This window comes from Undibacterium sp. Di27W, from assembly GCF_049340345.1.
Taxonomy (GTDB): Bacteria; Pseudomonadota; Gammaproteobacteria; order Burkholderiales; family Burkholderiaceae_D; genus Undibacterium.
Map to the genome: position 1 here is coordinate 125,093 of NZ_JBMPOS010000008.1, position 25,817 is coordinate 150,909.

At 52.2% G+C, this 25,817-nt stretch carries 26 protein-coding genes; 11 read left to right on the forward strand and 15 right to left on the reverse strand.

The annotated features are described in order from the left end of the window. Positions 1 to 129: 129 nt before the first annotated feature. Positions 130 to 2,130 carry a hypothetical protein gene (locus ACO0LF_RS17175; protein WP_423016102.1) on the reverse strand — a complete coding sequence of 667 codons (2,001 nt, stop codon included), beginning with the start codon at positions 2,128 to 2,130 and terminating at the stop codon, positions 130 to 132. 150 nt (positions 2,131 to 2,280) lie between these two features. Then, entirely contained in the window at positions 2,281 to 3,249 is a 969-nt protein-coding gene (locus ACO0LF_RS17180) for a LysR family transcriptional regulator (RefSeq protein ID WP_423016104.1), read from the reverse strand. Positions 3,250 to 3,343: 94 nt separating this feature from the next. Between ACO0LF_RS17180 and ACO0LF_RS17185 the strand changes: the two genes are divergently transcribed. The 7 genes from ACO0LF_RS17185 to ACO0LF_RS17215 all read left to right on the forward strand — a co-directional run bounded on the left by ACO0LF_RS17185 (position 3,344) and on the right by ACO0LF_RS17215 (position 8,492). Next, a complete protein-coding gene (locus tag ACO0LF_RS17185) occupies positions 3,344 to 4,603 on the forward strand; it encodes an MFS transporter (protein WP_423016106.1) in 1,260 nt (419 codons plus the stop codon). A 333-nt stretch (positions 4,604 to 4,936) separates the two neighbouring features. Next, positions 4,937 to 5,284, forward strand: coding sequence for a PadR family transcriptional regulator (locus ACO0LF_RS17190; protein WP_423016108.1), 348 nt, complete (start codon positions 4,937 to 4,939; stop codon positions 5,282 to 5,284). Continuing rightward, a complete protein-coding gene (locus ACO0LF_RS17195; protein ID WP_423016110.1) occupies positions 5,281 to 5,841 on the forward strand; it encodes a DUF2812 domain-containing protein in 561 nt (186 codons plus the stop codon). Before ACO0LF_RS17190 ends, ACO0LF_RS17195 begins: the two co-directional genes overlap by 4 nt. Positions 5,842 to 5,899: 58 nt before the next feature. Beyond that, positions 5,900 to 6,484: a DUF2812 domain-containing protein gene (locus tag ACO0LF_RS17200; protein ID WP_423016112.1), complete on the forward strand. Its 585-nt coding sequence runs from the start codon at positions 5,900 to 5,902 to the stop codon at positions 6,482 to 6,484. 221 nt (positions 6,485 to 6,705) lie between these two features. Further along, complete coding sequence (locus ACO0LF_RS17205) at positions 6,706 to 7,218, forward strand: hypothetical protein (RefSeq protein WP_423016114.1); 513 nt, start codon at positions 6,706 to 6,708, stop codon at positions 7,216 to 7,218. A gap of 205 nt (positions 7,219 to 7,423) precedes the next feature. After that, positions 7,424 to 8,032: a gamma subclass chorismate mutase AroQ gene (gene aroQ, locus ACO0LF_RS17210; RefSeq protein WP_423016116.1), complete on the forward strand. Its 609-nt coding sequence runs from the start codon at positions 7,424 to 7,426 to the stop codon at positions 8,030 to 8,032. Between the two features lie 25 nt (positions 8,033 to 8,057). Next, positions 8,058 to 8,492, forward strand: a complete 435-nt coding sequence (locus tag ACO0LF_RS17215; protein WP_423016118.1) for a DUF4279 domain-containing protein — start codon at positions 8,058 to 8,060, stop codon at positions 8,490 to 8,492. Between the two features lie 253 nt (positions 8,493 to 8,745). Here the strand turns inward: ACO0LF_RS17215 and ACO0LF_RS17220 are convergent, their stop codons facing one another. Further along, complete coding sequence (locus ACO0LF_RS17220) at positions 8,746 to 9,672, reverse strand: LysR family transcriptional regulator (RefSeq protein WP_423016399.1); 927 nt, start codon at positions 9,670 to 9,672, stop codon at positions 8,746 to 8,748. A gap of 274 nt (positions 9,673 to 9,946) precedes the next feature. On the opposite strand from ACO0LF_RS17220, the gene ACO0LF_RS17225 reads away from it, so the two are divergent. Continuing rightward, positions 9,947 to 10,444, forward strand: a complete 498-nt coding sequence (locus ACO0LF_RS17225; protein ID WP_423016120.1) for a GNAT family N-acetyltransferase — start codon at positions 9,947 to 9,949, stop codon at positions 10,442 to 10,444. A gap of 135 nt (positions 10,445 to 10,579) precedes the next feature. Here ACO0LF_RS17225 and ACO0LF_RS17230 read toward each other — a convergent pair whose 3' ends face one another. The 11 genes from ACO0LF_RS17230 to ACO0LF_RS17280 all read right to left on the reverse strand — a co-directional run bounded on the left by ACO0LF_RS17230 (position 10,580) and on the right by ACO0LF_RS17280 (position 22,053). After that, positions 10,580 to 11,830, reverse strand: coding sequence for an ectonucleotide pyrophosphatase/phosphodiesterase (locus ACO0LF_RS17230; RefSeq protein ID WP_423016122.1), 1,251 nt, complete (start codon positions 11,828 to 11,830; stop codon positions 10,580 to 10,582). Between the two features lie 79 nt (positions 11,831 to 11,909). Then, the gene (locus tag ACO0LF_RS17235; protein WP_423016124.1) at positions 11,910 to 12,209 is read right to left on the reverse strand and encodes a putative quinol monooxygenase; all 300 of its coding nucleotides are present in this window, start codon (positions 12,207 to 12,209) and stop codon (positions 11,910 to 11,912) included. Positions 12,210 to 12,328: 119 nt separating this feature from the next. Next, entirely contained in the window at positions 12,329 to 13,726 is a 1,398-nt protein-coding gene (gene fumC / locus ACO0LF_RS17240) for a class II fumarate hydratase (RefSeq protein ID WP_423016126.1), read from the reverse strand. 245 nt (positions 13,727 to 13,971) lie between these two features. Next, positions 13,972 to 14,445: a macro domain-containing protein gene (locus ACO0LF_RS17245; RefSeq protein ID WP_423016128.1), complete on the reverse strand. Its 474-nt coding sequence runs from the start codon at positions 14,443 to 14,445 to the stop codon at positions 13,972 to 13,974. A gap of 4 nt (positions 14,446 to 14,449) precedes the next feature. Beyond that, positions 14,450 to 15,376 carry an ADP-ribosylglycohydrolase family protein gene (locus tag ACO0LF_RS17250; RefSeq protein ID WP_423016130.1) on the reverse strand — a complete coding sequence of 309 codons (927 nt, stop codon included), beginning with the start codon at positions 15,374 to 15,376 and terminating at the stop codon, positions 14,450 to 14,452. A gap of 183 nt (positions 15,377 to 15,559) precedes the next feature. Further along, positions 15,560 to 16,528: a sugar kinase gene (locus ACO0LF_RS17255; protein ID WP_423016132.1), complete on the reverse strand. Its 969-nt coding sequence runs from the start codon at positions 16,526 to 16,528 to the stop codon at positions 15,560 to 15,562. Between the two features lie 17 nt (positions 16,529 to 16,545). After that, positions 16,546 to 17,562, reverse strand: a complete 1,017-nt coding sequence (locus ACO0LF_RS17260; RefSeq protein WP_423016134.1) for an SPFH domain-containing protein — start codon at positions 17,560 to 17,562, stop codon at positions 16,546 to 16,548. A 274-nt stretch (positions 17,563 to 17,836) separates the two neighbouring features. Continuing rightward, positions 17,837 to 19,144: a hypothetical protein gene (locus ACO0LF_RS17265; RefSeq protein WP_423016136.1), complete on the reverse strand. Its 1,308-nt coding sequence runs from the start codon at positions 19,142 to 19,144 to the stop codon at positions 17,837 to 17,839. 18 nt (positions 19,145 to 19,162) lie between these two features. Next, a complete protein-coding gene (locus ACO0LF_RS17270) occupies positions 19,163 to 19,825 on the reverse strand; it encodes an SCO family protein (protein ID WP_423016138.1) in 663 nt (220 codons plus the stop codon). A 519-nt stretch (positions 19,826 to 20,344) separates the two neighbouring features. Beyond that, the gene (locus ACO0LF_RS17275; RefSeq protein ID WP_423016140.1) at positions 20,345 to 21,349 is read right to left on the reverse strand and encodes a YHYH protein; all 1,005 of its coding nucleotides are present in this window, start codon (positions 21,347 to 21,349) and stop codon (positions 20,345 to 20,347) included. 107 nt (positions 21,350 to 21,456) lie between these two features. After that, a complete protein-coding gene (locus ACO0LF_RS17280; protein ID WP_423016142.1) occupies positions 21,457 to 22,053 on the reverse strand; it encodes a DUF938 domain-containing protein in 597 nt (198 codons plus the stop codon). 307 nt (positions 22,054 to 22,360) lie between these two features. Between ACO0LF_RS17280 and ACO0LF_RS17285 the strand changes: the two genes are divergently transcribed. The 3 genes from ACO0LF_RS17285 to ACO0LF_RS17295 all read left to right on the forward strand — a co-directional run bounded on the left by ACO0LF_RS17285 (position 22,361) and on the right by ACO0LF_RS17295 (position 24,457). Further along, positions 22,361 to 23,170, forward strand: a complete 810-nt coding sequence (locus tag ACO0LF_RS17285; protein WP_423016144.1) for a substrate-binding periplasmic protein — start codon at positions 22,361 to 22,363, stop codon at positions 23,168 to 23,170. A gap of 117 nt (positions 23,171 to 23,287) precedes the next feature. Continuing rightward, positions 23,288 to 24,109: a helix-turn-helix domain-containing protein gene (locus ACO0LF_RS17290; protein WP_423016146.1), complete on the forward strand. Its 822-nt coding sequence runs from the start codon at positions 23,288 to 23,290 to the stop codon at positions 24,107 to 24,109. Positions 24,110 to 24,145: 36 nt separating this feature from the next. After that, positions 24,146 to 24,457, forward strand: coding sequence for a putative quinol monooxygenase (locus ACO0LF_RS17295; protein ID WP_423016148.1), 312 nt, complete (start codon positions 24,146 to 24,148; stop codon positions 24,455 to 24,457). Positions 24,458 to 24,498: 41 nt separating this feature from the next. Here the strand turns inward: ACO0LF_RS17295 and ACO0LF_RS17300 are convergent, their stop codons facing one another. After that, positions 24,499 to 25,791: a S41 family peptidase gene (locus tag ACO0LF_RS17300; RefSeq protein ID WP_423016150.1), complete on the reverse strand. Its 1,293-nt coding sequence runs from the start codon at positions 25,789 to 25,791 to the stop codon at positions 24,499 to 24,501. Between the last annotated feature and the right edge of the window lie 26 nt (positions 25,792 to 25,817).

Below are 25,817 nucleotides of genomic sequence, written 5' to 3' on the forward strand. Positions count from 1 at the left end.
GCCCTGCATGTCAAACAAGCTGTTTGACATGCAGGCATCACAAAAACTGCTAACAGGATGATGAGCGAATTTCCGGGAAGTTCACTGTGCAAGATGCGCGCAACACAGCTTGCACAAAAAGCAGCCAGCCTAAAACGGCGTAGGCAAATTCTGGTAAGCCTGCCATTGCGCCCCACCTTCTGGTGGGCGGTAGCCGGAGACTTCTGCGGTTGGTAATTTCCAGCCACTTGCGCCTGAGAAAAAATCCAATGGTGTGGTATCCAGTGCAAAGATAGTTTCCAGTAATCTTTGGTCAGGGAAAGGACCTTCGCTTTGTTGTTTGACGGGGGCACCAACTTCCATGCAGGCATACCACCAGTAGATTCTGTCAACCTGCGTACCCAGCATTTTGCACATCAGTGAATAACGCGGTACTTTGTGCATGAAGGGATCAGTACGCAGTTGTACCGACTGTATGCCTTCGCAGAGAACAATTTTCCATTTGACTGGCATCAGGGTCTGGTAAAAATTCAGGGCGATGGCCTTGCCTGCATCCTTGACTTTGTCATAGGTGGTGCCGGGCGCCCAGAACCAGATGCCGCTGCGTATGGCTTCACCGCAGCCGCTGAGTTTGCCCCAGTCTTGCAGGATGGCAGTCTGGTAATCGCCGCGGGCTTTTTCGCTTTTCACTACCAGGGTGCTGAGAGTGCCTGCCAGCTCGGAACAGGCGATGATCAATGGCACAGAGCCATCTGGCAAATGATGTTCTTTGGCCATCTGGTCATTGGCAAACTTGAAGCAGGCCACCGAGATATCAACGGCTTCTGCACCTATCACGGCTTTGGCCTTGCTGATGAGTGCGCCTTCCAGCTTGTTCAGCAATTTATCGAGCACCATTTCTACTGCCGTCTTGGGCTGGTCGGTGCTGTGCTCGGGCAAGCCCATCATTTTCACGACCTGGTTATAGGTGTTGGTATAAATCTGGCCCATGATGCCATTGAGCAGGGCCACATTGGTGGACAGGGTGGTGACGCTTTGCACGTATTCGAGTTCATCGAGCAACTGGTTTTTGACCTCATTCCAGTCAGCCTCGGTAAACTTGACGGGACGGGTGATTTTTTCGAGCTTGCCCGCCCAGATGGAGAAGGCTGCATTGATGTTGGTGTATTGCGAACGTATGCCGCCTACATCAGCAATACCCAGCTCACTGGACATGCTGCCATAAATTTCTTTTTGCACTGCTGTCATGGTGGGCCATTCTTGCGCTGGCTGGTCTATGATACCCAGTGTGGCACGCTTGAAAATACCCTCAGTGATGGAGCAGAAATAACAGGAACGATGGGTGGCCGCCGTCAGGCCAACTGTGCCTTTCAGTATCTTAAAGCTCTGCACCTTGACGGCATTGCGTATCAAATGCAAGTCACCATCCTCCATCATGGCGGCAGAGGTGCACCAGTATTCTCCGTCTTCACATGCGCCTATCCAGCGTATGCCATTGTGGGGCAGATCATCATGCTTGACCCAGGCAGCATTTTGCAGACGCATGATGATGTCCTGACCATTTTGCTTGACCAGGGCCAGTAAAAAATCAGCTGCACCGGCACTGATTTGCTGTATCACCATGCCTGCCGGAGTGGCGATTTTGTGCCAGGCGCTATTCAGGTATTGCCATACGTGACCACTGCGCCCTCGCACCCACATATTGCCATCAGCGGTGGCGGTGATGATGTTGGGAAAATCGCTCTCAGGCAACACTGGCAGGGCCTTGACTGAACCGGGGTCGACAATCACATCCTTGTGATATTCCATGACGACGGGATTATTGTCTTTGCTGCGGATGAAAAAAGCCCGTTTGAAATTCACCGGTGCCAGATGCTGGGGAAAACCAAAGGTGCTTTGATTATATAAAGCATAGTCGCAAATCTTGACTATGCCTCCGGTGCTATTGCTGAATTGCGAGACACTGTCACGCGTCAGAGTCCAGACACTGCCATCAGCCGCAACGGCTATCACCTGGTTTTCTCCTGAGCCGGGATAAGGCAGGGCCTGGCTGATACCGGTCTTGAACCCCAGCGCCGGGCGCGGTGCATGTGGGCGCAAAGAGTTGGCACGAAACAGACCAGGTGGCAGCGCAACAAGAGCATGAGTCATGGAGCATCCTTCAGGTGAGAGAGACAACGAAAAAATGCAAAAATTGAATGACTTAATTGTATGGCAGATTTGCTTGCACCAGTGTGCAGAGCTTAAAAAATGATGGACAACTGAACAAGCAAGCCTGCGACTTTCTAAACGTCAATCATGCTAGCCATGCAAGGTCGTCGGCACCGCTGCCCGTATCACTTCTATAAACCTGCGCAGGCGTGCCGGATAAAAACGTGCATAGGGATAGACCAGGTTCACAGGCAGGGGCTTGGCTTGCCATTGCGGCACCAGTTGCACCAGTCGTCCTGCGGCGATATCGTCGGTCAGTATCCAGGTTGATCCGATGCCGACGCCCAGGCCTTCCAGCGTGGCGGTGCGCAGGGCGTAGAGGTTGTCGGTACTCATGCGCGGGGTAAATGCCAGGCGCTGGATTTCGCCAGTGTGCAAGTGATGCAAGAATACTTCGTTGCGGTAAAAAGTTCGCAGGGATAGCCAGGGAAAATCCGCCAGGTCCAGGGCTTGCTGAGGCATGGGCCGGCCCGCCAGTATCGATGGTGCAGCAACGACGATGCGCGGGACTTCAGCCAGTTTGATGGCAACCAGGTTGCTGTCCGTCAGCTCGCCTATCTGGATGGCGCAGTCTATGCCCTCAGAGATAAAGTCCTGCAGCAAAGTCTCGTCATGCAACATCCACTCTACATTCACACGCGGATATAGTCTGAGATAGTCAGCCAGCGGTTTGACCAGGCGTTGCTGACCAAACGCATGAGGGGCGACGACACGCAACAGACCTTCTGGTTCTTCGGTCACGCCACGCAAGTCTGATTCAAAGCTGGCCCAGTTTGCCAGCAAGTTCCTGGCATGTTCATAACAACGCTCGCCATCGGCCGTCAGACGCATGCTGTGGGTGGAGCGGTTCAATAGCCGCACCCCTAAAAATTGTTCCAGCGATTGCAGGCGGCGACTGACGGTGGGCTGGGTCGTGCCCAACTGGGCAGCGGCAGCCGACAGATTGCCCGCCTCAACGATGCGCACAAAGGTTTGCATCAACTCTATGCGGTCACCAGCACCTGTCATCAGGGATGCAGTGGCAGTCTGGTCGGGATGTTTAAGTTTGGCTTTGGTCATACGTTTAATGTATAACAAATCTGCACTACCTGCTACTACCGTTTAATTTGGCGCCCCAGTAGACTGAGTTCTATCAGATAACAGGGATCACAGCATGTCTTCCATTCACCAATCGCATGACCAAAATGCGGCTTTGCAAGCTGGCATGAACACCGCCAAGGCCACGGCTATCCATCAACAACCTTCGGCACCGCTGGTATTGCTACTGGCTACCGGGGCCGGTTTGTCGGTGGCTTCACTGTATTACAGCCAACCCATGCTGGGCATACTGGCTAAGGATATCGGTGTCAGTAATCTCCAGATAGGCTATGTGCCGACCCTGACGCAACTCGGTTATGCGCTGGGCATCTTGCTGCTGGCCCCGCTGGGCGACCGGCATGACAGGCGCAATATCATTCTCATCAAGGCGGGTTTGCTGGTGGTTGCCCTGCTGGCGATGGCCTCTTCACACAGCCTGGGCATCTTGCTGATGGCCAGCCTGGCAATAGGTTTGACGGCCACCATGGCGCAAGACATCGTCCCAGCTGCTGCCACGCTGGCACATGAATCACGCCGCGGCAAAGTGGTGGGCACGGTCATGACGGGCTTGCTGATGGGCATCCTGATGTCGCGCGTGGTCAGTGGCTTTGTGGCCGAGCAATTTGGCTGGCGCAGCATGTTTGTACTGGCAGCACTGGGTATTGCACTGATTGCGGTAGCGATCTGGCATGGCTTGCCGCATTTTGTGCCAACCACGACCATGAGTTACCGCGCCTTGCTGGCGTCACTGCTGGATCTGGTACGCCGCCATGGCAAACTGCGTCGCGCTGCTTTGGCACAAGGCTTGCTGGCAATGGGTTTTAGCGGCTTTTGGTCTACTCTTGCAGTGATGTTGCATGCTGAACCTTTTCACATGGGCAGTGCTGCTGCCGGTGCCTTTGGCCTGGCTGGTGCAGTCGGCGCACTGGCAGCCCCACTGGCTGGCCATCTGGCCGATAAACGCGGGCCAGAACTGGTGACCAAGCTGGGCGCTGGCTTGACGGCAGTATCTTTTGCCATCATGAACCTCAGCCCCTGGTTCCCGCCTACGGCGCAATTGTGGTTGCTGGGCATAGGTACGGTGGGGTTTGATCTGGGTGTACAAAGCACTTTGATTGCCCATCAAACCATCGTCTATGGCATAGACAATGGAGCGCGTAGCCGCCTCAATGCAGTCTTATTTGTCGGCATGTTCATCGGCATGGCAGCCGGTGCTACCCTGGGCAGCGCACTGCTGGCGCAATGGGGCTGGATAGGTGTCACCAGCATGGCGACAGTCACGGCACTGGCGGCACTGGCAGTCAGGTTTTGGAAGCTGCCTGCGGGGCAGGCCTGAGGTTATAAGGTATTTGCAAGGTATTTACCTGGCATCGGTAAGCAAGCGTGACTAAACAAGCAGACCTGCTATAAAGAAAGCATGGCGCGCAATAAAAGGCCGATTGAGCTAAGACTCAATCGGCCTTTTTGCTTTCCGTTCATGACTTCTACACAAAATACCAGGCTCGGTTTAGCAATCAGGCCTGCAATTTTTCGCTGCAGCAGCGCGTATGCAGCAGGTGAATAATTTTATTGACATCTGCAATCTGCCTGATAATATATCGATGAACGCTGTATCGAGACTCGATATAACGCTTATCGATATATAGCATTACAGAAAACAGGAACAGGGATGCAGATGGAAGAAATCAATTACTCAAAGTATCTGCCACTGTCAGAAGCCACTTTCTATGTACTGGTGGTATTGACCGAGCCCTTGCATGGTTACGCCATCATGCAAAAAGTGGAAGATATCAGCGAAGGCAATGTCGTGATTGGTCCTGGCACCCTGTATGGCGCATTTGCGACCCTGGAAAAGCAAGGCTTGATCAACAAGGTCAAGGAAGAAGAGCGGCGCAAATACTATGAACTCAGCGACAAAGGCAGGATGGTGCTAACCGAGCATATACGTCGCCTGGAAATCATGTTCCGTAACGCGCAGTTCGCACTGCCCAAATTAAAAACCGGAGGAGCAACATGAGCGAGACATTGATCAAAAAATTCAAATGCTTCTGGGCCTGGGAAGATGAACAAGAACAACTATGGCTGCAGGACATGGCCAGCCAGGGTTGGCATTTTAAAAAACGCAATATGCTTGGCATCTACAGCTTTATCCAGGGCCAGCCCGCGCAGTTGGCTTATCGCCTGGATTATGTGCCTGTCACGAAATGGAATGTCCCAGATGTTGTGGAGCCAGATGACAGTTATCAGCAGTTGCTCATCGATGCTGGCTGGGAACATGTATTCGAAACATCAGGCTGGCAATACTGGCGCATGCCCGTCAAGCAGGGGCAAATACCTGAAATCTATACCGATGCGGCATCAAAACAAATGAAGTACAAGCGACTCTTGCTGGGTTTGTGTTTCTGGGATTTTCTCTTGTTTTTCGTGATCGGCAATCCCATGGATACTCTACAGAACTGGGGACATGGCTGGTTGGCCTATATCGCCGTCTTTGGCATCGCCTTGCCCGCGGCTTTGCATGCCGCCTATTCCACTGTGCGCGTCTATTTACGCATCAGGCAATTGCGCACTTAGAGTAAGGCCAGGTCATGTGTGAAACACGGTTTTAAATTGAGCAGCCAGCGGAGAAAAAATGAACGGCCAACTGATAAAAAAATTTAAATGCTTCTGGTCATGGGAAGATGAACAAGAACAACTGTGGCTGCAGGACATGGCCAGCCAGGGTTTACACTTGAAAGAGCGCAGTGCCTTTGGCGTCTACAGCTTTATCCAGGGCCAGCCTGCCCAGGTCGCCTATCGTCTTGACTATATCTCCAATATGAACTGGAACTTCTTGAAAACGCTGGAGCCAGACAACAACTATCAGCAATTGATTATCGATGCAGGCTGGGAACATGTGCTGGCATCGTCTGGCTGGCAATATTGGCGCAAGCCCATCATCGCAGACAAAGTGCCAGAAATCTATACTGACTCGCGCTCCAAAAGAAGCAAATATCAGCGGCTGCTGGTGATGTTGTGCATCTGGAATATGATGGTATTTCCGATTGCTATCTATCCCATGCCTACTCTGCGACTATGGGATCACCATCCACTGGTTTATCTGGTTATCTGCTGCATCTACATACCAGCCTGCCTGTATTTTTCATACACCAGCCTGCGTATTTACTTGCGCATACGGCGCTTGCCTAAAAAAGAGATACCAGTATTGTCCATGTAAAGCAGAGCGGCTTAGTTATGCTGGTAAGGCAGTGACTCACTGTCCTCTGTAGGAGCGGCTTCAGCCGCGAATGGCCGACACGGCACAATGTTCGCGGCTGAAGCCACTCCTAAGAAATGCAAGAGTTTTTACTTAGCTGGCAAGCAGGCTATTTTAGATGCCATCCATTTAGCAAATATCTACTCACTGTCACCACAAATGCGTGACATAAAGGATGCAGAATGTTACTACTCTCGGGTAAGCACGGTTCAGGAATAAATATTTTGTATCCCTTGATAGGAGAAAAATGGAAATCTGAAATAAGGGTAATTGAATGGCAGAGATACCGTCGCTTACTACCATTTTATATTGGATTAAACTTCATCTTGAGCACCGCGTATGGGGCCGCGCTCTTTGGTAACATTGAAGAAACCGAAAATCTGCAAGAATTTCTAGCTTATGCTCCATTTTTCCAGATAGCTTATTTATTTTGGCGCACCCGGTTCGGAAGAAAGATCATTGTCCTTTCACCCGTCAAAGAATTGACTAAACAGCTTGCCCCATTTGCAGTATGGCTGGACTACATCAGTATATCGGTCATGTTGATACTGATTACGGCAATTGCATTTCCATCAAAAATGGATGGAGTAACATCAGTTCTATACATGGCAATTCAATTGTTCTTCGCATTATTTGCCATCCTGCCCTTGCTGAATTATTTGTCTTTCAAGAAAACTGAAAAAAAATATAAGTAGATACAGCGAGGCCAGTGTTATCGCAGGCATCTTTTTTTGAAGACGCTGATCTCGTGCCTGCACCTTGAATACAAGATCTGCGATGCTGACAGGATAAAGCAATACTGCCCCATCTGGATAAAACAGACCCGCTTTGATCGCTAAAAAAAATCTGCTGGCATTACAATGTGCAGTATTCATTTCGAAAACAGCTTGGCAATCATAGATGGCACATCATTCTCTTACTGCAGTAGCACAGCGCACTGCCCAAAAAACTTTTTTATCATGTTTGTTCTACATTGCCCTGGTATGCACTGCCTTGTCACCCTGCGCCCATGCCCAGAACGCCAGTGACCCCAGACTACTACGCCTGCTGAGTCTGATGCAGCAACGCCTGGACCTGGCGCAAGATGTCGCCATGTATAAATGGAATACCAAAGCCGCCATCGATGACCCCGTGCGCGAACAACAGATACTGGATGCGCTGGCGCAGCAGGCACCGCAATATGGTCTGGACCCCAAGCTGGCGCAGGATTTTTTTTCTGCGCAGATTATTGCAGGCAAGATGATACAAACGGCCTTGTTCAAGGAATGGACAAGCAAGTCGCAAGCACCGTTTAGTAATCCGCCTGATCTCAAAACACACATACGCCCGGCGCTGGATAAGCTTACGGGAGAGTTGCTGATGGCTCTGGCAGAAGCACAACCGGCTTTGCAAGCTAAAGACAGCCAGCAGGCAGTGAAGCTGGCTGCTGCAGATGTGAGTGTGTCGCAGACAGTAGGCGGATATGTGGCCGCATGGGAGTGTGCACTAGAGGTCCTATTTGGCAGGTGAGCTAGTTCAGCAAGAAAACACAGGCATGAATTTAATGACGACGCAACAGAAGCAGAGGGAATTTGCACTTTCTTTAAGGATGACACATCCAGAAATCGATTTACAGGCACTTTGCGACCTGATTGAACTGGTACCATGGAAATGCCATTTGGCTGGAGAAGTAAGGAAAACGGAAGATGGTAGATTATTGGGCGGGATACATAAACAATCTTTTTGTACGTGCAGATTTGAGCTTGATGAAGGCGCTTCTTTGGAAGCTGCCATCAATAATACGCTTGACCTGCTAGAGTCGAAAAGAAAAGAGATCGTTGACATGACCTCGTCCGGTGGTGAGATGCATTTTTTTATAGGATGGTTTTTTGAGGGAACAGCGGGAATGGTACTGGACTGGAAAACCTTGCGCAGGATGTGCGATTTAGAAATTTCTTTTCAGCTGGATGCCTACGGGGCTTTTTTGTAAGCAGTGTTCGTGGGGTTCTCTATATTAAAAAACATTAATCCTGATACTCGACACCAATATCCAGACATGTGAAGAGCGTTTACCTGAGCTCAAAGAATTGAAAGCTAAGTCAGCACCCGACTGGATGCTAGCTCGTAGTATCGCCGGAACTGAAGAAATTTTACTTGAGCTAAAAGCACTGAAAGCCAATCTCACTTGCGCATGACTGGACGGTGCGTTGCAACGCACCCTACAAATTCTCAATCCACGAGCACTAAGTAACGACCTGCCCCGCCACCTCCATCATCAATCTGCGCAACCACAAATGCGCATCGCTGCGCGCATATTTGCTATGGCTATATACCTTCAGGGTGTAGGGCGGTATGGCAAAAGGTGCAGGGTAAATGGCTATGCCTGCCGCCTCTGCCAGCGTCACGGCTGCATGGCGTGGCAGGGTCATGATGAGTTCACTGCTGGCGATGATGAAGGGGGCGACCAGCACATTGGGCAATTGCACGGCCACCTGTCTTTGCAGGGCCATGCCATCAAGTACGTAATCGATAACCCCGCGGCTCTCATTCCAGGGGGTGACGACGACATGGCGGGCTTGCAGATAAGTCTTGAGTGTCAGCTTGCGCTTGATCAATGGATGTTGCTGGCTGGCGATGGCGACATAGTCATCTTGCAACCAGTCAAATTCTTCCAGGCCCACTGGTAAAGGTAGGCGTTCTTCATCATAGCCCAGGGCAAAATCGATATGGCCTGCCGCCAGTTCATCGAGTGCCAGTTTTTGGTTGGTATTGATGATGCGCAGCGTGATTTGCGGAGCGACTTGCTGCAGCCTGCAGATCAGGCGCGGCAAGATGGCAAAGGCCGTATAGTCGCTGGCCGAGATGACGAAATTGCGCTGGCTGCTGGTGGGATCGAAACGCTGGTTCAGGTTCAAACCAGCCGATAATTGCGTCAACGCTGTGCTGACCGTGCTGGCAATTTGCTCAGCCCGTAGCGTCGGTTGCATCTGGTTATCCAGCCGCACAAACAACTCATCGCCCAGCGACTGGCGCAACCTGGCCAGAGCATGACTGAGCGCAGACGGGCTCAGTGCCAGCTCATGCGCGGCAGCCGTGACTGAGCGTTGTTGATACAGTGCATGAAATACCAGCAAGAGATTAAGATCCAGCTTGCGCAGGTCAAGATGCATGTTCTGCATGATAGTGTGAAGTAATTGCACTTGCAGCATTGTAGGCTGGCTTGCTAGGATATGGCAATGAGTACTGAAAATGGGTGTCGCAATGATTGAGGCAAATGAGTGTGGTAAATGAGTGCGGCAAATGCGAGGTCGCTGCAATCAGGTAGCAGCCATCATTGTGCAGCCTTGACATGTTGGTTTTCAATACATTTTTTAGGTAGGGCAATTTGTCCGAACCGCATCCACACCCTCCCCTTGAATGGGAGGGACTAACAATGAGAATTACATGGACATTACCATCCGCCCCGCCCTGCCTGCAGATGCAGCCCTGATCCATGCCTATATCACTGAGCTGGCGATTTATGAAAGGGCCGAACATCAAGTCATCGCCAGCATCGAAGATATCAGGCAAAGCCTGTTTGCTACCGACAGCCCGGCCCGTGGCCTGATCTGTGCAATTGATGGCGAGCCGGTTGGTTATGCGATTTACTTCCTCAGCTATTCCACCTGGCTGGGGCGCAAGGGCATGTATCTGGAAGACTTGTATATCTCGCCCAGCCATCGCGGTAGTGGTGCAGGCAAGGCGCTATTGCGACATCTGGCGCAGGTAGCCGTAGAAACAGGTTGTGGCAGGCTGGAATGGAGTGTGCTGGACTGGAATGAACCGGCGATACAGTTTTACCAGTCCATCGGTGCCAAACCGCAGGATGAATGGATACGCTACCGCCTGGCAGGTGAAGGCTTGCGGGAGTTTGCCGCGGGCCAGGCGACCGTGGCAGCTTGATATCTGTCACTATCAGTAGGGTGCGCCATGCGCCCCCCCTGCATGTACATCCTTTCAGATGTCTTCCTCTGTGCGCCTCTGTGTCTCTGTGGTGAGATTTTTGGTCTTGATCTCAATGTCCCCTACTGGCAGCAATCACTGCACCAATGCCGGTTGAATAGCATCAATCGTGCCATCTGAAGGCTGGGCAGGCAGGCCTGTCAGTTTCATCAAGAGTGAATACACGTCCACATTATCAAACGCTGGCAAGACCGTCGCTTTCTTGAAGGCCGGACCTTGGGCAATGAACAGGGCCTGCATTTCCTGCGACAGATTATCGTAACCATGTGCGCCCTTGTTGGCTTTGCCCGCAGCCCTGGCATCCGGCACGACCAGCCAGCCAACATCGGCCAGGCAAACAAAGCGCGGTACACGTGGGTTTTTGCCGTATTGGTAGCGGGCCGGGATGTCTTCTTTTTTCCAGCACTGCATGTGCTCATGGGCTTTCAATAGCGCTTTAGCCACATTCTCTTCTTGTCCGGCCTTGGGCTCTATGCCTGCATAGCTGCCGTAGACCACGACATCATAACTGGCTGGCGAAGCCAGTTGGTCCAGCAAGATGGTGCGCTCTGAACTGGTCGCCGCCATGCCATGGTCGGATACGATGACGATATTGGCCGCAATCCGGCGCGCACGCAAACCTTCGGTCAGGCGGGCGATGGCAGCGTCAACCGTGGCCGCGGCATCTGTCACCTCTTTGGTGTCAGGGCCAAAGTCATGACCGGCATGATCGACCTGATCAAAATAAATCGTCAAGAATCCTGGACGGCTGTCAGCATGCTTGTCCATCCAGTGCAATACCGTATCTACCCTTGCCACTGGTGTTACTGTTTCATCGAAGGCACTGTATTCCGAGGGACGCACACCATGAATAGCCGCTTCTGAACCTGGCCAGAACATGATGCCGGTCTTGATTTTATTTTTTTCTGCCGTGACCCAGACAGGCTCAGCCTGATCCCACCAGCGCCTGTCGAGCACGGCGCTTTTATTACTCATCTTGAAGCGCACGCCTGCAATGTTCTGGTCATCCATGGTGTTGGCGACGATGCCATGATGATCGGGGCGCAAGCCAGTCACCAAAGTATAGTGATTGGGAAAAGTAATCGATGGAAAAGAAGGCCGCATATTCTCGGCGCGGGCACCTTCAGCAGCCAATGCATTCAGGGCAGGGGTCACGCCACGCCCCAGGTATTCTGGCTTGAAACCATCGATGGAAATCAGGATGACGGGGTGGTAACTGCTATTCGCAGTTTGAATCATAGGTGCGTCTGGATGCGGACTGACGCAGCCAGCCATGGCCAGGGATAACAGGCTATAAGCAACGATTTTTACGCAATTTTTTTTCATGATGTATGGTGAATAGAGCGCAGCCCCCGCGCCATATGGGTTGATACTTAATGGTGCGTTATAACGCACCCTACTTCAATCAGGCGATCACTGGTCCCAAAAATAAAACGGTAGCAGGCCCTGTACGAAAACTCGGGCTGAGTGCATCGGCTTCTATCATGTAAGGCATGGCATCGTGCGCGTCCAGGGCGGCTTTGGAAGTCCATTTTTCAACCAGCACAAATTTATCTTCATCACCATCGACAGGGTGCATATCATATTGCAGGCAACCAGCCTCAGCGCGCACCAAGGGTGCCAGCCTGGTATAGGCAGCGATTTGCTCGCTACGCTGGCCGGGTTTGGTTTGGATAAGGATGACCAGCATGAGTGCGTCAGACATAAATAACTCCAGGTGATAATTAAGTACAAGTTAGTAGGGTGCGCCATGCGCACCGTTTTAATAAGACATTGCAAAGCATGGTGCGCACGGCGCACCCTACCGGCGTTATGGATAGTCGATCAGACCATGTCCTCAGGCCTGACCCAGCCATCAAATTCCTCGGCCGTGACATAGCCCAGTGCCAGTGCCGCTTCGCGCAGGGTCGTGCCTTTACTATGCGCATGCTTGGCAATCGCAGCGGCGCGGTCATAACCGATATAGGGGTTAAGTGCGGTCACCAGCATCAGGGAATTATCGAGCAATTCCTTGATGCGTGCGCGGTTGGCTTGCATGCCCTGGGCGCAATGTTCATCCAGGCTGGCCATGCCATCGGCCAGCAGACGGCAGCTTTGCAGGAAGTTATGGACGATGAGGGGTTTAAAAACATTCAATTCAAAATTGCCGGATGCGCCACCTATGCTGAGTGCCACATCATTGCCCAGCACCTGGCAACACAGCATGGTCATGGCTTCGCACTGGGTAGGGTTGACCTTACCGGGCATGATGGAAGAACCAGGTTCATTTTCTGGTATCTGCAATTCACCCAGGCCAGAACGCGGGCCGGATGCCAGCCAGCGTATGTCATTGGCGATTTTCATCAAGGCAGTCGCCAGGGCCTTGAGTGCGCCATGGCTGCTGACCATGGCATCATGGCCAGCCAGTGCCGCAAAACGATTGGGGGCTGCGCTAAAGGCAATGCCGGTATCCAGCGTCAGGTTGGCGGCAACCAGGTCACCAAAATCAGCATGGGTATTGAGACCAGTGCCAACAGCCGTGCCACCTATCGCCAGTTCCTGCAAGGCTGGCAGAGTGTGGCGCAAGGCTTTTTCGGCATAGTCAAGTTGTGCCACCCAGCCTGAAATTTCCTGGCCCAGGGTCAGCGGTGTGGCATCTTGCAAATGGGTACGGCCTATCTTGATGATGTCGGCAAATTCTTTGGCCTTGGCATCAAGGGTAGTGCGCAGTTTTTTCAGGGATGGCAAAACTTGTTCAATGACAGCCGTCGCTGCAGCCACATGCATGGCCGTGGGGAAGACATCATTCGATGATTGCCCCATATTCACATGATCATTTGGATGCACGACCCGGCTCATGCCGCGCGTACCACCCAAAAATTCTGAGGCGCGGTTGGCCAGCACTTCATTCATATTCATATTGCTCTGCGTGCCCGAGCCGGTTTGCCATACCGATAGTGGAAATTCTGCTGCATGCGTGCCCGCCAATACTTCTTCCACCGCCTGGGCAATCGCCCCTGCCACCTTGCCATCCAGCAGCCCCAGATCACTATTCACCTGGGCACAACTGCGCTTGACGCGCGCCAGCGCCAGCACCAGTTCTGGCGGCATGGTTTCTGTGGAAATGGCAAAGTGATGCAAGGACCGCTGGGTCTGCGCACCCCACAATGCATCTGCGGGGACGGCAATTTCGCCAAAGGTATCGCGCTCATTGCGCTGCGCGCCGGAATACTTGGTTTTCATTTGCAACAGCTCCTGGGATGAGAGTAGAACTTTATGATATAAAATCTTGAAACAATGCTCTCATTTTAGCTGTGAATGCAATAGTCTGCCTGAATGCAATCCGGCATTTTCAGTTTGCTACAAAATTCTCTGTAGGAGCGGCTTTAGCCGCGAACAGGTGCAAACACTACCCAGGCTATCTTGCAGAGTCTAGGCAGCAAAAATTCGCGGCTGAAGCCGCTCCTACTGGTAGAAAGAAAAATCACCTAAGCAGATTTGATGACTGACGTATTCATACGCACCAGCGTATGATCCATTCCTGCCAATTCTGCATCGATGATAGCGGCAATCTGGTCCCAGTCACCTCTGGCCAACCCTGCGCCAAGCAAGGGATAAGCGAGGCGCAAGCCTGCAAATTCATGCCGCAGGCTGGCAAACACCTTGCGTATGGCTGCATAGTCTACTTTCACGCCCTTGCCACGCCAGTCATACTGGGTATAAGCATTGACAATAACGAGGCGCGTGTCACCTTTGACTATGCTGGCCTGGCTGTAGCTGCCCAGCTTGGTATGGTCGGCGGGCAGGGTTCCCTGGTCTGCTTCATAGGCCTCAGGAAATTGCTTTTTGATGGTCTTGGCAATACCAGCGCCCATGGTGCAAAAACAATTACAGCCGTGAACGATGACATCAAACTGGCCTTGCAAGGCCAGCACCAGTAAATCTCCTGTAATTTCTTTCATGTTTTCAACTCTCCGCCAATTGCCTGCTACCAAAGCGCGTATACAAGTCCCCTGCCATGCGCAGGATATCTTCACGCATGGCCAGGCGTTGCAACCATTCGGCGGGAATACCCGCTATGCCGTAATAAGCACCAGCAAGCTGGCCAGTGATGGCGGCGGTAGTGTCCGCATCATCCCCCAGGTTGGTGGCCATGAGAATGGCATCTTTGAAGTTATCGGTATGCATGAAGCACCATAATGAAGCTTCCAGCGATGCCACTGAATAGCCACTGCCAATTATCTCATCCCTGCTTTTGGACATGAAGCTGGTCTGGCTGATGGCCAGCACTTTGGGCTCAGTTGGTGTAAATGGCAGAGAGCCAAACAAATCTGCCTTGCTGCAACCGGCAAACAGACGGCACAATAAAGCCGCCAGCAACTGGCAGCATTGTATGGCTTCGGGCGCGGCATGCGTGGTGCGTGAGCTTTCTGCCGCGTAATGAACGGCGGCAGCAATATCAGGATACGCAAACATGGCCACTGGTGCCAGGCGCATCAGCGAGCCATTGCCTGCGGTGCGGGGATCATCCAGTCCACAATACGGCTCACCGCTGCTGGCATAACGCGACAAGGCAGCACGCACGGTATTCCCGATGTCAAAACAAAGACCGGTAGAACTCAGGTAACCCCATTTCCACCAATTCAGATAACGTCCCATCTGGTCTTTGGCATCGAAGCCATCTTTACTGAGCAGGCTTTCCGCCAGACACAGGGCCATAGAGGTGTCGTCGGTCCATTCACCTGCTTGCAAGCCAAACGGCCCGCGCCCCACCATGTCGGTGACAGGCGTGAAACTGCCACGCGCAGAGAATTCTACAGTCGTACCAACAGCATCACCACAGGCCAGACCTGCCAGTGTGCCGAGATAGCGTTGTTGTAAGCTGATACTCATGTGTGATCCTTGCTGTTTGAGCTACTTATCCCTGGATTTGGATAGTGCGATGAAATCATGATAACTTACTTAGTTACTATTTACAACTATCTTAGTTTTATTTTATACAAAAGAGGTGATTTGGGATACATTCCTTCACCTGCTTTCATTTGTCTTCACCTGTCCTGGTCTGAATGCTGCAATCTACATCACCAAATACCCACGCCTGTCCGCCACCCCTATCTCGGCTGTCAAGCCCGCATTGAACTCCAGGTAATCCGCCTCTATGCCATCACTGAAGATGACACCGTGTTCTGGCATCAGCGAGGTGATTTGCAGGCTGGCGTGATCACGTATGAGCCCATGCACGAGATTGGTGGATGAAGTCTTGCTGGGGAAAGGTTCGCGTACGGCAAACTGCAATTCCCTGGCATCCCAGCTGCTGCTGGCTGGCATGGGGATTAAGGGTAGTTCATACGGCAGATCGTCAGCCAGTGGCTGGCAGATGGCGCTGGCACCGGCGAGTACGCTTTTCATCCAGCCTGTAGAACCCAGGCCGGTGGAGACGATGATGCCGCTCGATGATTGCCGTTCTTGCTGTCCATCGCTTTGTATAGTGTAGTGGGCCGATATATGGCTTCTGGGACCGATAAAGATGTCATTCACGCCCAGCATGGTCTGGCCATTATTAAGTCTGGCCACGGCCATGGTGACTTCACGCACAGGGCGACGGCGGTTTAATACCTCGGGCACCAGACTGGGCAGGTCGCTGACTTCAAAAGCTAGCAGCACACCGTCCCAACGCCGGGCATCAGGATTCACACCGATCAGACGCTGGCCATCCAGGTATTTCATGGTATTGACGACCAGGCCATCCGGCCCCAGGGCGATGACGATATCGTGTTCACCAAAGATCATATTGGGTACAAAGCCACGGTCCACTATTTGCAAACGCCCCAGTCGTAGCAAGCTGGTTTCTGCCGCTTTGACACAAGCCTGGTAATTGTCATGCTCGGCCTGATAACTGGAAAAATCAGCACCCAGATGTTCTATATAAAACCTGGCCTGTCCCACGGTATTATATTTTACGATGAGTTCTTCCAGTCTGGTCTTGCGGGTGACCAGGATGATTTTGTTTTCTGTCTGGCGTTCAGCAGCCCGGTTCGCATGCATGGAAATTCTCTCTTCCTTTATGCTGGCTGGTGCATGAGTTCACGCAAGAGATCAGGCGTGATATTCAACTGGCCTATGGTCCCTGCTTTTTCGGCCAGTTCCTGAAAGGCCAGGGCAATCAACTGGCCAGATTGCATATTGCCCATGGCCAGTGCCTGCAAGACTTTGGGGTCGACACCGCTGTAAGCATGCATCAGGGTCTGGGCGGCATAGGCGCGGCTATCAGCCTCGGACCTGGCGTTTTCTGTCGCCAGTTTGATATAGGTGGTTTGCTGGTTTTCTTCGGCAATTTTGGCTTGCATCTGGGCGAGTTTCAATTCGCTTTCTTTTTGCTGTATGCTTTTTTCAGCTTCCATCTGGGTTTCACGTATTTGCCGTTTTTTGCTTTCGACAGCAATCTCGGTATTCAATTCATTTTCGCGTATGCGACGCTCCTGCTCTACGGCTGCATTGCGACGCTCATAAATCGCATCATCGGCACATTTGAGGATTTGTTCACGCGCCTGGGCTTCCAGCGCCTTGGCAGCTTCTGGCGTGGGCTTCAAGGCCAAAAAACTCAGGCCCAGCAATTCCACACCCAGGGCTTGCAATTCTTTGCTGTCCCGCACAGCCATGGTGACCGCGCCACCCAGTGTATCTGCCGCCTTCAGCGCATCGCGCAGGGCCAGACTTTGCAAGCCTTTGCGCGTCAACACCTTGACCAGATTAACTATGCGCTGCGAGAGTTTTTGCGGATCATCAGAGATGTATTGCTGGCTCACCGGGTTGATCGAGAAATTCAGCAAGCTGCTGATTTTTTGCGGTTCACTGATGCGGTAAGTGACCTGGCCCTGCACCGTCACGGTCTGGAAATCTGCAGACTTTTCTTCAAAGATAAACGGCGTATCTTCACTCGCCATGGGGATGGCCAGCATGGACGTCGTGGGTGCATAGTAAAAGAAGGCCAGCCCTGCACCTTCGCGCCTGACCTGGCCATTCTTGAATTGCAGTACATAGGTAGTTGGCTGGAATTTAATGAATTTGATATTGAACATGCTGGCTTCCCCGGTATTTTCAGGCGCGTGTTTGCCTGCTTGAATACAAGGATAGCTCACTTAGTTATTTAATTCAACTAAGTTAGTTAATTATTTTCACTAAGATGGTTTTTAAATTAATCTTTGCGACTTACAGTAGGAGGCGCCACGCGCACCACCTTTCAGGAATGAGTAGAAAATAGTAAAAAAGCTGCGAATGGCGCACCCTACTTTTGGAAAATACTTCAATTAACAGCTTAGCTGAAGCATTTCCAACATGCAGCGCAATCTTTCATCATCTGCCATTACCTGTCTCCACCCGCACCAGATCACCACTTGCATCACTACCCAGAAAACTGATGCTGGTTTTCCCTATGCGCATGGTCTGGCCGGGTTTCATGGGTGCCTGCAGGTGCTGTGTGTCTTTGTCGTCAACGGGTTGCAGGCGAATTGCACCGTCGTGTGAGCTGAGACGGGTGTCTATGGTATAGACCAGTGGGCCAGACTGAGGAATGCCGCTGTCATAGCCTTCAGCGCGGCGGCTTTCTATGATGATGGCGGTGTTTTTGCCTGTGGGGACGATAATGATCTTGCTGCTGGTGTCGCTATCATCACGGCGCTCTATGGGTGTCAGCCTGGTTTGCAGTGTTGTGCCACTGACGCATTGCACTTGTTGATCGGCTAGCCAGCCGAGTTGCCATCTTTCCCAGCCCAGTAATTCATGTGCCTTGCCAGCCGGATTACCCATGACGCTAAAGTCGCCGACATAGGTATGCCATTCTTGCGTGCTGGCTAATGGCCCAGCCAGATCAACCAGGGACATGACATGGCCAAATTCATGAGCGAACCATGCCCATCCCAATATCGTCAGGTCACTGCCTGAAGTCGCGCCGTTCAATATTTCACGCCCACCTGCCCGTATGCCAAAACCTGGCGAAGCAGAAAATGCCGGGCCCCAGTCTATGGCCTTGACCGCCGGATTGGCGATCACCAGCAGTGCATCGGTCTGGCTGTAATCTATCGATTTACCAGCTCGCGTGACGGCTTCTTGCATGTAGCTGCGCTGGGTTTCGAACGGGGCGCCACGGCCAAAATGATAATCTACCGAGCTTTTCCCCATGCGCAGCCATTGGTAACTCGATACAAAATGCAGCCTTAGCTTGCCATAAGAAACTGCTTCATAATATTTCTCTGCCTGCGGCGAGATGATGGACATCACTTGCTGCGGTGTTTGCGTAGCAGGGACGTCGCTAAAATCGACGAATAGCACGGTGACCTTGACATCGCCAAGAGTACGCAAGCGTGTTCCTATACGGGGAAAGCCCAGGCCCACATCACTTCTGACACCCATTTCAGGCAGGCGGCACAGCGCCAGCGCATCGTCTGCTTTGGCCTGCGCTGAACTTGCATGGGCAGATGCCAGATTCAGGCTGATATTCAGACTGAGGTTCAGACTGAGATTCAGGCAAATAAACAGGGCTGTCGATAGCAAAGATAATTTTTTCATGGCAGGATGATAACGCAAGAAAATCATGCCTGCCAGGCCAGGGTATGAGAACTTGATTCCTTTTTTCTTTGTGCTGAGATTTTTGGTCTTGCCCATGGTGCGTTATAACGCACCCTACTGGTCTTGCAACAAGCTTTCATAATCCCTGATCATGCGGCGCATTTCCAGCATGGACGAGGCATCATAGATACCGCGTATGCGGGCCCGGGCATCGAGCAGGAAGGCGCGCTGGCCGTGCAGGGGTTCGCCATTGCTGGTGCGGAGATTGATGTCGGTCATCAGGCTGGCAGTCAGTTTTTGCATTTGCTGGCTGCTGCCTGTGAGCAGGGTCCAGTCATTTGGCAGTTTCAGTTTTTTGGCATAGGCGGCCATGGTGCTGGCATCATCTTGTTCCGGTGTCACGGTGAGCATGATGAATTGCGGTGACATCAGTTTTTTCCTGCCTGTTTGTGTTTGCAGTTCGCGCAGCACTTCCAGCGAGATGGGGCACAGGGTGACGCAGCCTGCATAAAAGAAGCCGATGAAGCTGGGCTGGTGATGGAGTAATGTTTGATCGACCTCTTGCCCATGCTGGTTGACCAGGCTGAACCTGGCTATGCGTTGCCAGGAAGCCCAGGTGTCCCAATGTGCTTGCAGGTTTTGCTGGTAGTAATAGGGCAGTCTGTCATTGTTGAGTGCGTTTTGTGGGCCTGCGAATGCACCTGTCAGCCAGCCCAGGCTGAGGGTGGTGGTGACTAAGATCAGTAAGCTCAGGAGCAGGTTTTTTATGATGGTCATGGTGGTATATCAAATATTTTCCGTCTGATTTTCAATATACGGATACACGTCATTTACGATTGCAGGTCGGGGGTAGCCCGACAGCTACATTCTTTTCTTGTCTCGCCAAGAAAAGAATGCAAAAGAAGGCGACCCAGGCGTCGTCGCCCCCTAAAGGGGGTTCCCGTTTGTGCAATACAAAAAATGGGAAGGCCCGAAACTCGCTTCGCTCAGACAGCGGTCCTTCTTTTTCCATTTTCTGTATTGCACAAACGGCGTCGACACATGGGAACTGCACAAGTCAACAGCAACAGCAACAGCAAGAACAACCCCAAATTCAAAACCAGCGTCAATACAAGCACTCTCCATATTTTCATAAGAGAAAACTCTCAAGACTTCTTCATTTCCCTCTGTGGTGTAGCGGGAAATTCGAACGGCATGCCGTTCGCCTGCGTAACGAAGACTGCTTGCAAGCAGTCTTTCCTTCCTCTGTGCCTCGGTGGTGAGCCTTTTGGTCTTGATTTTAATAACGCAAAAACCCTAATGCACAGTCACCGGCGTCCCCTTATAGCAGCCTATGGTGTAAGGAAATTCCTTGGTCTGGTGATAATGGTATTGCGTCACTGTCGTACCGTTACGTTCTACTGCATGGGTGTGGCCGTGGCATTCGTCGAGGTCGGCATTAGTCAGGGCTTTGCCGTTTTCGCCCTGGTTGCCATAGATGCCGAAACCGTCGGCGATGTAGCCTACCAGGGGTGAGTGCTGGCCCGGGGTGTCTTTTTGTGTCAGGCAGGAGCTGATGTTGTGGTGATGGTATTGGCCTGAGCGTTCTGGGTGGCCCTGGCAGGCGTCCTGGATTTCCCAGGCGACGGCGTCGCGGTAGCCGCCGTCGTCGGCATTGTAGAGGCGCACGCCATCGAGCAAGACGCCGATGGCACCCAGGCTGGTGCAGCCAGGCTGGGCGGCGACTACGGGATTGGCGGGCAAGCCCCAGGCGATATTGGCCTGGTTGATGCTGTTTGGATTGCGGTCAAAGGCATAAGCCGGATCGGTGCTGGCGATAGGGAAAGTGCCTGTGGGATTTGGCGGCAAGCCATTGCCTGTGATGCCCAGGCTAGCGCCCAGGCTCACCAGAAAGCTGGAGGTCCAACTGACTGCGCCTTGCACGCTGATCTTGCCCAGGGCATTCCAGGTCATGCCGTCGGCATTGAACCATGGCCCCTTGCTGCTGGCGCCGCCTGAACCAGCGGTATAGCAGGCATAGACATAACCCACGGCAGGTGTAGTACGGCTGAATTTGCCATCACCTAAGGGCAGCCTGGTGGCATCAATGGCTGTACTGGCAGTGCTGGCTGTACCTGTATTGCTGGTGGTACCTGTATTGCTGGTGGTACTTCCTGTACTCGTCGTTGTGCTTGTTCCCGTAGTGCCGGCAGTGACAGTAGTGGCAGTAGTGCTGGCCGTACCAGACGAACCGCCACCACAGGCAAGCAAAATCGTGCTCAGGCCAGCCACCAGCGTGGCGATCAAGATGGGCTTCTTCATATTTTTCCTCTTTACGCCAACAGCGCGTCACGCGCTTATTAAAAGCAATGAGTAATCTTGGCGCAGGATTATGGAGAAAATATGAAGTGCCAATAAGTTAGTCTGATCTAGGTGGTTTTAGTCAGAACCAGCAAGCGATTATTGGCAGGCATGGCGATATCATCTTGCAGGCGCATGCCATGCTGGTCTGCCAGGATCAACATGTTTTCTATATCGCGTATGCCCATATGAGCGGCTTGCTGCTTGAGCGATGCATCAAAATGCTGGTTGCTGGCACTGGTAAATTTACCGGCATAATTGAAGGGACCATAGATGAGAAACAAGCCGCCGGCCTTGAGCAAGGTGGCGACGCCAGCAAACATGAGCACCACTTCTTCCCATGCCATGATGTGACAGGTGTTGGCAGTGTACACAGCATCAAACTGTGTTTGCGGCCAGGGGCTGATGCCTATGTTTAACTCCACAGGCGCTAGCAGATTGGGCAAAGCGGCCTCTGCCATCCAGGCGATGATGCTGGGATGATATTCCTGCCTGTCGCTGGTTTGCCATTGCAGATGGGCCAATGGCCGTGCAAAAGTCACGGCATGCTGGCCAGTGCCACTACCTATCTCCAGCAGGGTTTGGGCATCGTTTAACAGGGGCTGGATGACTTCCAATATGGGTGCGCTGTTTCTTTCGCAGGCAGCTGAAAACAATTTACTCATTCAACTTCTTTCATGTATCAATGATTAGCCATGAGCATAGCAGCATATGACTGTTCTCTTAACTTGTTATCAAGATATTTTTTAGACAATAATAAACATGTTCACACCAGCATTTGTATTCCCCCATGGATTGTTGAGCAGTGTCCTTGCACAAGCGCCAGGAACTGTATTTTTCAATCCATTTTTTTCAAATCTTGACATTTCAAAATGCTCTTTTTCCCATGCAAGTGGTATGCTGGAAATTCACTGATGCACACCTGCAAGCTCCCACATTGTCAGCCTTGGCAGGTATTCTCGATGGTGACCAATGTTGAATCGCTACTTCCCTGCCTGCCTGCTGCCATTTTGCCTTGCCTGCAATGTAGCGACAGCCGCCCCAAAATGTCCGCCCAATCCTGTCAAGCTGGACTTCATAGAACTCGGGATTTATTTTAAATCTGAACGTGGCATAGCCGCAGGCAACGGTATAGACCGTGATCTGGTTGATGAACTCAGCAAACGCAGCGGTTGCACTTTCGATGCAAAAATGCAGGCGCGCGCGCGCAGTCTGGTAGAGATAAAGGCCGGCCGCATCGACATGATGACGGCAACCCTGAGCACGCCTGAGCGCGAAGAATATCTCTGGCTTTTCCCTTATGTGCGCAGCCATCACATCATCCTGCTAGGCCCGGCAGCACCTGCTACCATGCAGACCCTGGCACAATTCCAGGCAGCCAGCACGCTTAAATTTGGTGCTATCAGAGGCTTTATGCATAGTGCATTTTATGACCCGCTGATCACTGCCTGGACCCAGGCAGACAGAATCAAATTCTATGTCGATGAAGCGCATTTGATCAATGCCCTGATCAAGGGCGAAGTGGCCGCAGTCACCTCTTATCAGGGTGCCTTCCAGTTTTACATCGATAGTAAAATCAGCCCGAACACCGTACGCGTCGTGGATTGGGATAGCGGTAATTTGCAGGCCGTAGGCAATCTGGCCCTCAGTAAAGCCCGCTTTAGCCAGGCCGAAGCACATGAATGGGGCATGCTGATTAAGGCAATACAACAAGATGGCACTTTACTCAAAATCTACCGCAAATATGTAGACGCGCATGAGGCGCAAAACATGCTGCCCTGACGCTTGCTCTCCCACGCGGGCGGCTCCACTCTGCTATCATTACTTTTTGATACGTCATCGGGGTCTATGTCAGAACCTCCGTATTAAACGTATAGCCAAGTTGGTATAGCCTCAGCCATGAAAAAATTCCAGCATCTGGCCTGCCCGCAATTGCGCCCTTATATAGACAGATACTGGGGATGGGAAAGCGAAGCAGGCGAGCACATCGCCCTGCCACAACTATTGCCAGGGACAGGGGCAGAACTGTATTTCCACTATCGCAGTCCCTTCCACTTTCGCCAGCAAGACCATACCCTAGAACAGGCATTCGCCCAGGCGCATTTACTATGCTTGCGTCAACAGTCTGTGAGCCTGTCTGCCTCTGCTGATCTGGGTTTTATCGCCGTGCGTTTCAAGATAGGCATGCTGCCGCGTTTTAGCCCCATCCCTATGAAAGAAGTGGCGGATCAGATCGTCTCGGTCGAAGATATCTGGGGCCAGCCAGCACGCAGCTTATGCCAGCAATTATCGTATGCCAGCTCACTGCCGGAGAGGCTGGAGTTGATTCAAGCCTTCTTGCTCAGGCAGTTGCAGCCAGAAGCGCCCGATGCCTTGATAGAACTAGCCATGCCACTACTGTATCGGCAATACGCACACCTCAGCATAGCCAGCCTGGCTGCGCATTTTTGCATAGGCAGGCGACAGTTTGAACGCCGTTTTTTGGCGGCCAGCGGGCAAACCGCAAACAGTGTGAAATGCAGCAGCCGCTTCCAGCATACGGTACGCAGCCTGATGCTGAATGAGCAGATGCATCTTGCCTCGGTTGCGCTGGACCATGGCTATTATGATCAGGCGCATTTCATTCATGAGTTCAAGAAATTTACTGGTAGCAGCCCGGCCCCATATTTGAAGCTGGCGCGCAACAAGACGCATTTTTACAATACCAGCCAAGGCCACTAAAGCACACTGAAGCTCCCTTATTAAATGGAGCAAAACATGCTGTTATTATTGGCCGAACTGCAAGCCCATAGCACGGCGCGCGATGAAGTAAAAAGCGTACTGGAAAAATTAGTGATATCCACTCAGGAAGAGCCTGGCAATATTTTCTATGCATTGCATCAGCAGCAGGCACAGCCAGATATTTTTATGGTGTATGAGTTGTACCGAGATCAGGCAGCCTGCGATACACACCTGCAATCAGCACCACTCAAGGCCGCTTTGCAGTGCATGGAAACACTATTGGCGCAGCCACCAAAAATTACTTTTGGCGATATGCTGGCGCATACAAGCTGGCCAGTAGCGGCGTAATCATAAATAAGGCAGGCGCGGGCTTGCCTTATTTATTTAAATCACTTACTGTCCTTTGCCAATTGCCTGCGCAACAAATCCACAGCGACATCCAAAGCCGCGTCCTTGCCTGGCTCTTGCTTGGCTGTATCGATAGCAATTCCGGGAACGAAGCTTTCACGCGGTGTGCCATTGAGGTGGAATAATTTTTCATTCGGTATGCGAACGATGAAGCCTGCATGCGGCAAGCTGACTTCACCCAGGGCACCCAGCAAGCCGGCCATGCGGGTACCGACGATGGTGGCTCTTTGCATGCCATCGAGAGCAATCGTCATGCCCTCGCCCATGCTGCCAGTCCAGTGACCGGCCAGCACAACGATGGGTTGTTTGTAGATGAATTTACCACGCGGGCTGACGTATTCTACCCAGCTGCGCTTGATGCCGGATTCGCGCATCTCTGACACCAGCTCATGCTTTTGATAAGCCTGGTCCTGGCTGATCAGACGGCCCATCATGCCGCGTGCCACGAAGGTATTGCCGCCGCTGGGTGTGTCACGCAAATCGAGTATCAGTGCCTTGCTGTTTTCCAGCTTGCCCAGGGCTTCATCAAAGGCGGCAATCAGTGCGCTATCGCCGAGGCTGTTATTGATGCGGATATAGCCTATCTCATCCAGGTTGCGACTCGATAATGGCGTGGCCGGGCGTTCTACGCCAGGGGTGAAAGTCATTTCCTGTACCTGCCCCTGCGCCTGACCCTGACCTTGCGTACTGGTGACCTTGATTTTCACAGCCTGGTTGCGAGGGCCTGCGAGTGCCACGCGCAAAGCCCAGTCACGCGCTACCGGGTCTGCAGTTTTCAAACTGGGCGGGCCAAACTGGGTAACAGCCTGTGCCACCAGCTGACCGTGCACTTCTAGTACCTTCATGCCCACCCGCAAACCCGCACGCTCTGCCGCTGAATTTGCCCTGACATCGGTGATAATGGCATCCTGCCCCTGCCATTCTGCCCACAGGTCGGTGCCTGTCGGCACCAGGCGCGGCGAATGCGGCAGGCTGGTGGCCAGGTGGGCGTGGGAGTCGTATAGCTCCGCGACTACCGCTTCCATCATGGCGACAAAATCACGTTTGCTGGTGATGGATTTGACTTGCTGACCATATTTTTCATGCACGGTTTTCCAGTCGGTTTTCCTGGCATCAAAATAGGCATAATTTTCATCGACATATTGCCAGAAGATTTCAAAATCCTGGGCGAAACTGGCAGGCACAGGCGCTGCTGTATCGGCAAAAACTGGGCTGTTCAAGCCCAGCGCGCTGGCAGTCAGCAGGGCTAGCAAGAGACGAGGAAATGTGCGCATGATGCTTAATATATTAATGTAGTGAA

Bases quoted from the DNA above. Each gene is read 5' to 3' on its own strand.
- ACO0LF_RS17230 (WP_423016122.1), bottom strand. From the start codon at position 11,830: ATGAAAAAAAATTGCGTAAAAATCGTTGCTTATAGCCTGTTATCCCTG.
- ACO0LF_RS17250 (WP_423016130.1), bottom strand. From the start codon at position 15,376: ATGAGTATCAGCTTACAACAACGCTATCTCGGCACACTGGCAGGTCTG.
- ACO0LF_RS17195 (WP_423016110.1), top strand. From the start codon at position 5,281: ATGAGCGAGACATTGATCAAAAAATTCAAATGCTTCTGGGCCTGGGAA.
- ACO0LF_RS17280 (WP_423016142.1), bottom strand. From the start codon at position 22,053: ATGAGTAAATTGTTTTCAGCTGCCTGCGAAAGAAACAGCGCACCCATA.
- ACO0LF_RS17260 (WP_423016134.1), bottom strand. From the start codon at position 17,562: ATGTTCAATATCAAATTCATTAAATTCCAGCCAACTACCTATGTACTG.
- ACO0LF_RS17185 (WP_423016106.1), top strand. From the start codon at position 3,344: ATGTCTTCCATTCACCAATCGCATGACCAAAATGCGGCTTTGCAAGCT.
- ACO0LF_RS17190 (WP_423016108.1), top strand. From the start codon at position 4,937: ATGCAGATGGAAGAAATCAATTACTCAAAGTATCTGCCACTGTCAGAA.
- ACO0LF_RS17200 (WP_423016112.1), top strand. From the start codon at position 5,900: ATGAACGGCCAACTGATAAAAAAATTTAAATGCTTCTGGTCATGGGAA.
- ACO0LF_RS17175 (WP_423016102.1), bottom strand. From the start codon at position 2,130: ATGACTCATGCTCTTGTTGCGCTGCCACCTGGTCTGTTTCGTGCCAAC.
- ACO0LF_RS17300 (WP_423016150.1), bottom strand. From the start codon at position 25,791: ATGCGCACATTTCCTCGTCTCTTGCTAGCCCTGCTGACTGCCAGCGCG.
- ACO0LF_RS17285 (WP_423016144.1), top strand. From the start codon at position 22,361: ATGTTGAATCGCTACTTCCCTGCCTGCCTGCTGCCATTTTGCCTTGCC.
- ACO0LF_RS17270 (WP_423016138.1), bottom strand. From the start codon at position 19,825: ATGACCATCATAAAAAACCTGCTCCTGAGCTTACTGATCTTAGTCACC.
- ACO0LF_RS17275 (WP_423016140.1), bottom strand. From the start codon at position 21,349: ATGAAGAAGCCCATCTTGATCGCCACGCTGGTGGCTGGCCTGAGCACG.
- aroQ (WP_423016116.1), top strand. From the start codon at position 7,424: ATGGCACATCATTCTCTTACTGCAGTAGCACAGCGCACTGCCCAAAAA.
- ACO0LF_RS17180 (WP_423016104.1), bottom strand. From the start codon at position 3,249: ATGACCAAAGCCAAACTTAAACATCCCGACCAGACTGCCACTGCATCC.
- ACO0LF_RS17265 (WP_423016136.1), bottom strand. From the start codon at position 19,144: ATGGGCAAGACCAAAAATCTCAGCACAAAGAAAAAAGGAATCAAGTTC.
- fumC (WP_423016126.1), bottom strand. From the start codon at position 13,726: ATGAAAACCAAGTATTCCGGCGCGCAGCGCAATGAGCGCGATACCTTT.
- ACO0LF_RS17235 (WP_423016124.1), bottom strand. From the start codon at position 12,209: ATGTCTGACGCACTCATGCTGGTCATCCTTATCCAAACCAAACCCGGC.
- ACO0LF_RS17245 (WP_423016128.1), bottom strand. From the start codon at position 14,445: ATGAAAGAAATTACAGGAGATTTACTGGTGCTGGCCTTGCAAGGCCAG.
- ACO0LF_RS17215 (WP_423016118.1), top strand. From the start codon at position 8,058: ATGAATTTAATGACGACGCAACAGAAGCAGAGGGAATTTGCACTTTCT.
- ACO0LF_RS17205 (WP_423016114.1), top strand. From the start codon at position 6,706: ATGTTACTACTCTCGGGTAAGCACGGTTCAGGAATAAATATTTTGTAT.
- ACO0LF_RS17295 (WP_423016148.1), top strand. From the start codon at position 24,146: ATGCTGTTATTATTGGCCGAACTGCAAGCCCATAGCACGGCGCGCGAT.
- ACO0LF_RS17220 (WP_423016399.1), bottom strand. From the start codon at position 9,672: ATGCATCTTGACCTGCGCAAGCTGGATCTTAATCTCTTGCTGGTATTT.
- ACO0LF_RS17290 (WP_423016146.1), top strand. From the start codon at position 23,288: ATGAAAAAATTCCAGCATCTGGCCTGCCCGCAATTGCGCCCTTATATA.
- ACO0LF_RS17225 (WP_423016120.1), top strand. From the start codon at position 9,947: ATGGACATTACCATCCGCCCCGCCCTGCCTGCAGATGCAGCCCTGATC.
- ACO0LF_RS17255 (WP_423016132.1), bottom strand. From the start codon at position 16,528: ATGCATGCGAACCGGGCTGCTGAACGCCAGACAGAAAACAAAATCATC.